This window comes from Aldersonia kunmingensis, from assembly GCF_001646865.1.
GTDB classification, from domain to species: Bacteria; Actinomycetota; Actinomycetes; order Mycobacteriales; family Mycobacteriaceae; genus Aldersonia; species Aldersonia kunmingensis.
In genome coordinates, this window is sequence record NZ_LRRB01000147.1 from 1 (window position 1) to 7415 (window position 7415).

Consider the following 7415-nt stretch of genomic DNA (forward strand, 5'->3'; position numbering starts at 1 on the left):
GGAAATGGCGCCCGAAGCGGTGCTGTTGCTGGTGACCAATCCGGTCGACGTGCTCACCTCCGTGGCTATCGAGGTCGCGGGACTACCCGTGGGCCGCGTGTTTGGCTCCGGCACCGTTCTCGACAGTTCCCGGTTACGGGTACTGCTCGCGCGCCGATGCGGCGTCGCGGTCCAGAACGTGCACTCCCATATTGTCGGCGAGCACGGGGACAGCGAGCTCGCGTTGTGGAGCGGTGCGACGATCGGCGGCATTTCGATTCACGACTGGGTCGGACCGGACGGCACCATGGTGTCGGCCGCGTCCCGGGAGGCGCTGGTCGATGACGTGCGCACCGCGGCGCAGCAGATCATCGCGGGGAAAGGCGCCACCAACTGGGCCGTCGGGCTCGCCACCGCCCGCATCATCGAGGCAGTGCTGCACGATCAGCATCGCGTGCTTCCGGTGTCCGCGCCGATGGACGGCTACGCGGGAATCACCGGTTCGGTGTGCCTGTCGATGCCGCGAATCGTCGCTCGCAATGGCGCCGGGTCGCCGCTGCCGACGTACATCGATGCTTCCGAGCGCGTCGCGCTCGTCGCCAGTGCCAAAGCGGTCGGCGAGGTGCTTGACTCGGTCAACCCCGGCGGCCGGGACTAGCCCGACTCGGATCTACTCCCGGGCCGCGGCTTCCACCCGTTCGGATACCCGGCGCAGCAGGGCCGCGAGGTCGTGAACTTCGTTGGGGGACAGATCTGCCAGGAGATGCCACTCGCGGTCGAGGCGGAGGGGAAGTTCCCGCTCGACTAGCTCGCGGCCGGCGGCCGTGGGCGCCAGCAGCACCACGCGCGCATCGCGCTCGAACTTCAGCCGCTCGAGCAGACCCGCTGTGGTGAGCCGATCGGCCAGCTTGGTGATCGATGCGCCGCTCAGCATGGTCGTGGACATGACCTCGCTCGCGCGCAACGGCCGGGGGCTACGGACCAGCGCCGACAACACCTCGAACTCGGCGCGGGAGATCCCGGCCGGCGCGAGCGAGCGGTCGACGAGCTGGCTCACCTGTGCGCCGATCCTGGCGATCCGGCCGAACACGTCGATGGAGGCGGTGTCCAGATCCGGGAGAACCGCCCGCAGATCGCCGCGCATGCGATCGACGTAGTCGGCGGGCGGGCGCTGCGTTCCGTCGGGTTCGTCCGGCACCATGCGCCGATCCTAGAGCGGGCAACTATCTCACTACTGTTTTACTAGTAAAATAAATGCTAACCTCCACGGGTGCCCCCCGCTATGCCCCTCGCCGCGCCGCGGCCGATCGCGCACCGTCGGCGTGCTCTCGCACTGACCGCCTCGCCGCACGTATGGCGCCAGGCGATGTCGGTGACACGCTCGGACGGTGTAGTTGGGCCGGCGCTTCGGGTGGGTCTCGCGGTGGCCCTGATCCTCACCGGCGCCGGACTGCTCGGGCACCGTGACCTCGCCGGGTTCGCCGCCCTTGGGGCGGTGGCCGCGGCATTCGGGCGGCCCCCGGGGCACCGCGAGCGGGCGACCAAGGTGGCTTTCGCCGGCGCCACACTGCTCGTCGTCTCGCTGTGCGGTGGACTGCTCGGCGCGGCCGGCGCACCCGCGATCCTGCTGATTGCCACGCTGTCAGTACTTGTCGGCGTGTGCGCGGCGGTGCTGAACGCGTTCGGCGTTGCCGGGCCGGGAGCGGTCGTGATGGCGTTTGCCGCAACGGCTTCGGCGGGTTTCGCGCATGCGCTGCCCGATGTCGCAATCGTTGGCGCCGCGACCGGTGTGGGAGCGTTGATCGGCTGGATGTGCTCGATGATCACAGCGCTGCTTCGCCGGCCATCCTTGAGCGCGACTCCTGCCACCTTCCTACGGACAGGTGTGCGGCGGCTGCGCTCGCATCCGGTCTGGACCAACGCAGCCCGAATCACCCTGGCCGCCATGGTGTCCGGATGGGTCGCGCTCGCGGTGGGCTTCCAGCACCCGCTGTGGGCCTCGATGGGTGCGGTCGCGGCGCTGCAGGGGGTCGCCTACGAACACACCGTGCGACGCGGTATTCAGCGACTGCTCGGCAATGTCGCCGGGGCGGTCGTCGCTGCCGGGCTCATTGCCCTATCGCTCGGCTACTGGCAGGCCGCGGTGCTCATCGTGGCGCTGCAGGTCGCTGCCGAACTCACCGTGCCGGCCAACTACGCGCTCACCTCGGCTGCTATCGCGCCGATGGCGTTGCTGCTCATGGGACTCGGCGCACCACTCGGTACCGAAGCGGCCGCCGCTCGTGCCGGTGACACATTGATCGGTGTGGTGATCGGCATCGTCGTCGCCGCGCTCACCATCGAACATGCCGATGCGGATCTGCTGCCTGCCCGGCGCGGATTGGTTCAGGCCACGAACTGAGCGGACCGAATCGCAAGCTCGATCACCGGTTGCGGCACCACACCGAGCAGCACGGTGACAATCGCGGTTAGGGCGATGACGCTCGCGGTGGCGAGGTTGGGGTGCACGATTGTCGGCGGATCGTCCGGGGCATCGGAGAAGAACATCAGCACGATCACCCGCACGTAGAAGTACGCCGCGATCGCGCTGCAGATCACGCCGACAATGACCAGGTACGCCACGTCGCCGTCCGTAGCAGCGGCGAAAACCGTGAACTTGGCGACGAATCCGCTCGTCAGCGGAATCCCGGCGAATGCGAGCAAAAACAGGGCAAGGAGCGTGCCGAGCAGCGGGGAGCGCCTTCCCAGCCCCGCCCAGCGGTTCATCGCTGTGGCCTCGGCGTCGCCGTCACGAACCAAACTCACCACCGCGAAGGCGCCGAGGGTGCTGAATCCGTAGGCCAGAAGGTAGAACATCGTCGATGCCAGACCAGCGTTGTTGAGGGCGACCACACCGGTGAGGATGAACCCGGCGTGCGCCACCGCCGAATACGCCAGCATGCGCTTCATATCCGATTGCGTGATCGCGACGACCGACCCGACGACCATCGTCAGTACCGCAATGGCGCCGAGCACGGGCCGCCACACGTCGCCCGAACCCGACAGCCCGACATAGAAGATCCGTAACATCGCTCCGAACGCGGCCACTTTCGTCGCCGCCGCCATGAAGGCGGTGATCGGGGTCGGCGCACCCTGGTAGACGTCGGGGATCCAGGAGTGGAACGGAACCGCACCGACCTTGAAGAGCAGCCCGACCGCGAGCAGGGCGATTCCAATCAGCAGCGTGGTCGATTCGCTGTCGTTGATTTTGATCGCGTCGGCAATGCCGTCCAGGTTGACCGTCCCGGCGTAGCCGTAGATCAACGCGATCCCGTACAGGAAGAATGCCGACGAGAACGCGCCGAGCAGGAAGTACTTCATTGCTGCTTCCTGCGACAGCACCCGGCGGCGGCGCGCGAGCCCACAGAGGACATAGAGGGGCAACGAAAGCACCTCGAGCGCAACGAACATCGTCAGCAGGTCGTTGGCGGACGGGAATGCGAGCATGCCGCCGATGGCCAGCAGGGTCAGCGGGAAGACCTCGGTCGCGATGAGGCCCGCCCGAGTCGCCTCGCGCTCGGCCGCACTGCCCGGTGCGGCCGACGCCTGCGCGGTGAAGGCGTCCGACACCCGCAGCGGGCCGCTGGTTGGCCGTCCAGTAGCCGCCGAGGCGGTGCTGGTCGCCGGGACGGTTGTGCGTGCCGCGATGAGCACCAGAGCGAGCGCGCCGACCAACAGAATCGTGCCCTGCAAGAACAGCGTTGGGCCGTCGAGCGCGACGGACCCGGCGACCAGAATTTCGCCGGTGACAAACTCCGCGCCGGGTTCGTGAATCTGTGCCGCGATCACGACCACGGCAATGAATGCCGCGGCAAGGCCACCGATTCCCAGCACCAACTGGCTCGCGTACCGAGCACGCGCCGGGGCGAACGCCTCCACGAGCACTCCGGCCACCGCAACGCCGAACACGATCAGCATCGGGGCGAGTTTGCTGTATTCGACATCCGGCGCGGGCACGCTCGCGGCCAGTAGCGCCGACCCCACTTCGCTTGTCACCTGCCACCTCCCTCGCCGACGATCGCCGGTGCCGGGTCTTCGACTCCCACGATCGTCAGGGTCTGTTCAACGGCCGGATTAACGATGTCCAGCACCGGTTTCGGATAGATGCCGAGCACGAGCACAAGGGCCAGCAGCGGTCCGACGACCGCGAGTTCGCGCGGCACGAGATCGGTGATCTTCTCGTTCTCCGCGCGCAGCGGGCCGGTCATCGTGCGCTGGTAGAGCCACAGCACGTAGATCGCCGAGAGCACGAGCGCGCTCGCCGCGACCACCGCCGCCGCCTGGTAGCGCGTGTAAGTGCCGATCAGCACCAGGAATTCGCTGATGAACGGCGCGAGCCCGGGTAGCGACAGGGTCGCAAGCCCGGCGACGAGGAACGTCCCGGCCAGCACCGGTGCAACCCTGCGCACGCCGCCGAAGGCCGAGATCGACCGGCTGCCGCGTCGGGAAACGAGGAACCCGGCGATAAGGAACAGCGCTGCGGTCGCGATGCCGTGGTTGACCATGTACAGCGTGGAGCCCGACTGGCCCTGGCTGGTGAGGGCGAAGATGCCGAGGATGATGAAGCCGAAGTGCGAGATCGAGGTGTACGCGATCAGCCTCATCACGTCGGTCTGACCGATCGCGAGGACCGCGCCGTAGACGATGCCGATGACCGCCAGCGTCACGATAAGTGGCGCGAAATACTGCGACGCATCCGGGAACAACTGCAAGCAGAACCTCAGCATCGCGAACGTACCGACCTTGTCGACGACGGCCATCATCAAGACCGCGGTGGCAGGTGTGGATTCGACCGCTGCGCCGGGCAGCCACGTGTGGAACGGCCACAGCGGTGCCTTCACCGCGAACGCGAACATGAAGCCCAGGAACAGTGCCTTCGCGACGGTCGGGTCGATATCGAGCGCCCCGGACGACACCGCGCCGGATATCGCACGCAGATCGAAAGTGCCCGCGCCGGCATTGGCGGTGACGACATAGAGGCCGACCACTGCGGCGAGCATCACCAGGCCACCGGCGAGGTTGTAGAGCAGGAACTTCACTGCCGCGGCGGCAGGAGCGGAGCCTGCGGAGCGGCCAGACTCGCCAGCCCGGCCGGCGACGACACCGTCGGCGCTGCGCCCGAATCCGCCGATGAGGAAGTACATCGGCACGAGCATCGCCTCGAAGAACACGTAGAACAGCAGCACGTCGAGGGCGACGAAGGACATCAGCACCATCGACTCGACGATCAGGAAAAGCGCGAAATAGGTATGGGCCCCACGGTGCGTCCGGCCGGCCGCGTACGCGTCGTCCCGCCAGGCGGCGACCAGCAGCAGCGGCACCAGCACGGCGGTGAGCAGTACCAGGGCGAGCCCGATGCCGTCGAGTCCGAGTTCGTAGCGCGTGCCCAGTGCGGGGATCCATTCGTGCGACTCGACGAACTGGTACCGCGCACCATCGGGGTCGAAGCCGAGCGCGAGGCCGATCGCGATGGCGAGCACGACCAGCGACACCAGCAGGGCAAAGGATTTCGCGCCCGCACCGACCCGCGCGGGCAGCGCCATCGTCACAATCGCGCCGCCGAGGGGGAGCAGCCACAGCACCGAGAGCCAGGCGTTCATCAGCGCACCACCACCAGAAGCATCGCCGCGGTCACGAACAGCACGCCCGCGAGCATCGTCAAGGCATACGATCTGACGAATCCTGTTTGCACCTTGCGTAGTTCGCGCGAGGAAGCGTCGATCACCTTGGGTATGCCGGTCACGGCACCGTCGATGCCGCGCTCATCGACGACCACCAGTGCGCGCGTCGCCTGCTGGCCGGGACGCATGAAGGCCGCCTCGTTGAACGCGTCGCCGTAGAGATCCCGGCGCGCGGCAGTGGTGAGTACCCCGACCTCCTCGGGGGCCTCCGCAGGCACGGTACGGGTGCCGTACTGCCGGTAGGCGATTGCGACACCCACCAGCACAACGGCCAGCGTGATCACTGTGAGCAACCAGATGGGGATACCGAGTTCATGGTGTTCTGCCGACCCGCTCCACACGGGAGCGAGCCAGTTCTGCAGCGACGAACCCGCGGTCAGCAGTGCTCCGGAGGTGAGCGACCCGATCGCCAGAATGATCATCGGCCAGACCATCACGTTCGGTGCCTCGTGAGGATGCGCCGTGTCGTCCCAGCGGCGTTCGCCGAAGAACGTCATGATCATCACGCGGGTCATGTAGAACGCGGTGATCCCAGCGCCGAGCAGGGTCACAATTCCGAGTGCAAGGTTGTCCGCGAATGCCGCCTCGATGATCTTGTCCTTGGAGAAGAACCCCGCGAACGGCGGTATCCCGATGATCGCGAGATAGCCGAATCCGAAGGTGATGAAGGTGATCGGCAACAGTTTGCGCAGCCCGCCGTAGCGGCGCATGTTGACCTCGTCGTTCATCGCGTGCATCACCGAGCCGGCGCCGAGGAACAACCCGGCCTTGAAGAATCCGTGGGTGAGCAGGTGCATGATCGCGAACGCGTAACCGGCCGGCCCGAGTCCCGCGGCCAGCACCATGTAGCCGATCTGGCTCATGGTCGACGCGGCGAGCGCCTTCTTGATGTCGTCCTTGGCACAGCCGATGATCGCGCCGAAAAGCAGAGTGACCGCACCGACGATCGCTACCGCCAGTTGGGCGTTCGGGGCAAGGTCGAAAATCGCGTCGGACCGCACGATGAGATACACGCCGGCGGTGACCATGGTGGCCGCGTGGATGAGCGCCGACACCGGCGTGGGGCCTTCCATCGCGTCACCGAGCCAGGACTGCAGCGGCACCTGTGCGGACTTGCCGCATGCGGCCAGCAGCAGCATGAGCCCGATCGCGGTGAGCACGCCCTCGCTGGTGTCGTCCACGGTGCCGAAAACGTCGGCGAAGCTGATGGAGCCGAACGTCGCGAACATGATCATCATGGCGATCGCGAGCCCGGTATCACCCACGCGGTTGACCATGAACGCCTTCTTCGCCGCGGTCGCGGCGGTCGGCTTATGCTGCCAAAACCCGATCAGCAGGTAGGACGCCAAACCCACGCCCTCCCAGCCGAGATAGAGACCGAGGTAGTTGTCGGCGAGCACGAGAATGAGCATCGCGGCGAGGAACAGATTCAAGTATCCGAAGAACAGCCGCCGCTCCGGATCGTCCTTCATGTAGCCCACCGAGTAGATGTGGATCAGCGATCCGACTCCGGTGATCAGCAGGACGAAACACATGGAGAGCTGGTCGAGTTGGATGCCGAACTCCACGTTCAGACCCTGCACCGGGACCCACGTGAACAGTTCCTGGTGCACGGTGCGTTCCGCGTCGGAGCGGCCGAGCATCTGCACGAACAGCGCGAGGCCGAGCACGAACGACGCGAGTGCCGCGACGCAGCCGAGCAGATGACCCCAGGTG

General features: G+C 66.7%; 6 protein-coding genes. 2 read left to right on the plus strand and 4 right to left on the minus strand.

Annotated features, from left to right (window positions below; translation table 11 throughout):
* A partial coding sequence (locus A8G08_RS11380; RefSeq protein WP_483757011.1) for a Rossmann-fold NAD(P)-binding domain-containing protein occupies window positions 1-637 on the plus strand: 637 nt, incomplete at its 5' end.
* A gap of 12 nt (window positions 638-649) precedes the next feature.
* Here A8G08_RS11380 and A8G08_RS11385 read toward each other — a convergent pair.
* Entirely contained in the window at window positions 650-1180 is a 531-nt protein-coding gene (locus A8G08_RS11385) for a MarR family winged helix-turn-helix transcriptional regulator (protein ID WP_068273808.1), read from the minus strand.
* Between the two features lie 165 nt (window positions 1181-1345).
* On the opposite strand from A8G08_RS11385, the gene A8G08_RS11390 reads away from it, so the two are divergent.
* Window positions 1346-2380, plus strand: coding sequence for an FUSC family protein (locus tag A8G08_RS11390; RefSeq protein ID WP_245672783.1), 1035 nt, complete (start codon window positions 1346-1348; stop codon window positions 2378-2380).
* On the opposite strand, the gene nuoN is transcribed toward A8G08_RS11390, so the two are convergent.
* The 3 genes from nuoN to nuoL form a co-directional block, all read right to left on the minus strand.
* A complete protein-coding gene (gene nuoN / locus A8G08_RS11395) occupies window positions 2365-3936 on the minus strand; it encodes an NADH-quinone oxidoreductase subunit NuoN (RefSeq protein WP_245672784.1) in 1572 nt (523 codons plus the stop codon). The two genes, A8G08_RS11390 and nuoN, sit on opposite strands and share 16 nt — an antisense overlap.
* 74 nt (window positions 3937-4010) lie before the next feature.
* Window positions 4011-5618, minus strand: a complete 1608-nt coding sequence (locus tag A8G08_RS11400; protein WP_068273814.1) for an NADH-quinone oxidoreductase subunit M — start codon at window positions 5616-5618, stop codon at window positions 4011-4013.
* Window positions 5618-7415: NADH-quinone oxidoreductase subunit L (gene nuoL / locus A8G08_RS11405; protein WP_068273816.1), on the minus strand; the 1798-nt coding region annotated here is incomplete at its 5' end. The genes A8G08_RS11400 and nuoL, both read right to left, overlap by 1 nt.

Coding starts and splice junctions, on each gene's coding strand:
- nuoN (WP_245672784.1), bottom strand. CDS start 3,936: ATGCTGATCGTGTTCGGCGTTGCGGTGGCCGGAGTGCTCGTGGAGGCG.
- A8G08_RS11390 (WP_245672783.1), top strand. CDS start 1,346: ATGTCGGTGACACGCTCGGACGGTGTAGTTGGGCCGGCGCTTCGGGTG.
- A8G08_RS11400 (WP_068273814.1), bottom strand. CDS start 5,618: ATGAACGCCTGGCTCTCGGTGCTGTGGCTGCTCCCCCTCGGCGGCGCG.
- A8G08_RS11385 (WP_068273808.1), bottom strand. CDS start 1,180: ATGGTGCCGGACGAACCCGACGGAACGCAGCGCCCGCCCGCCGACTAC.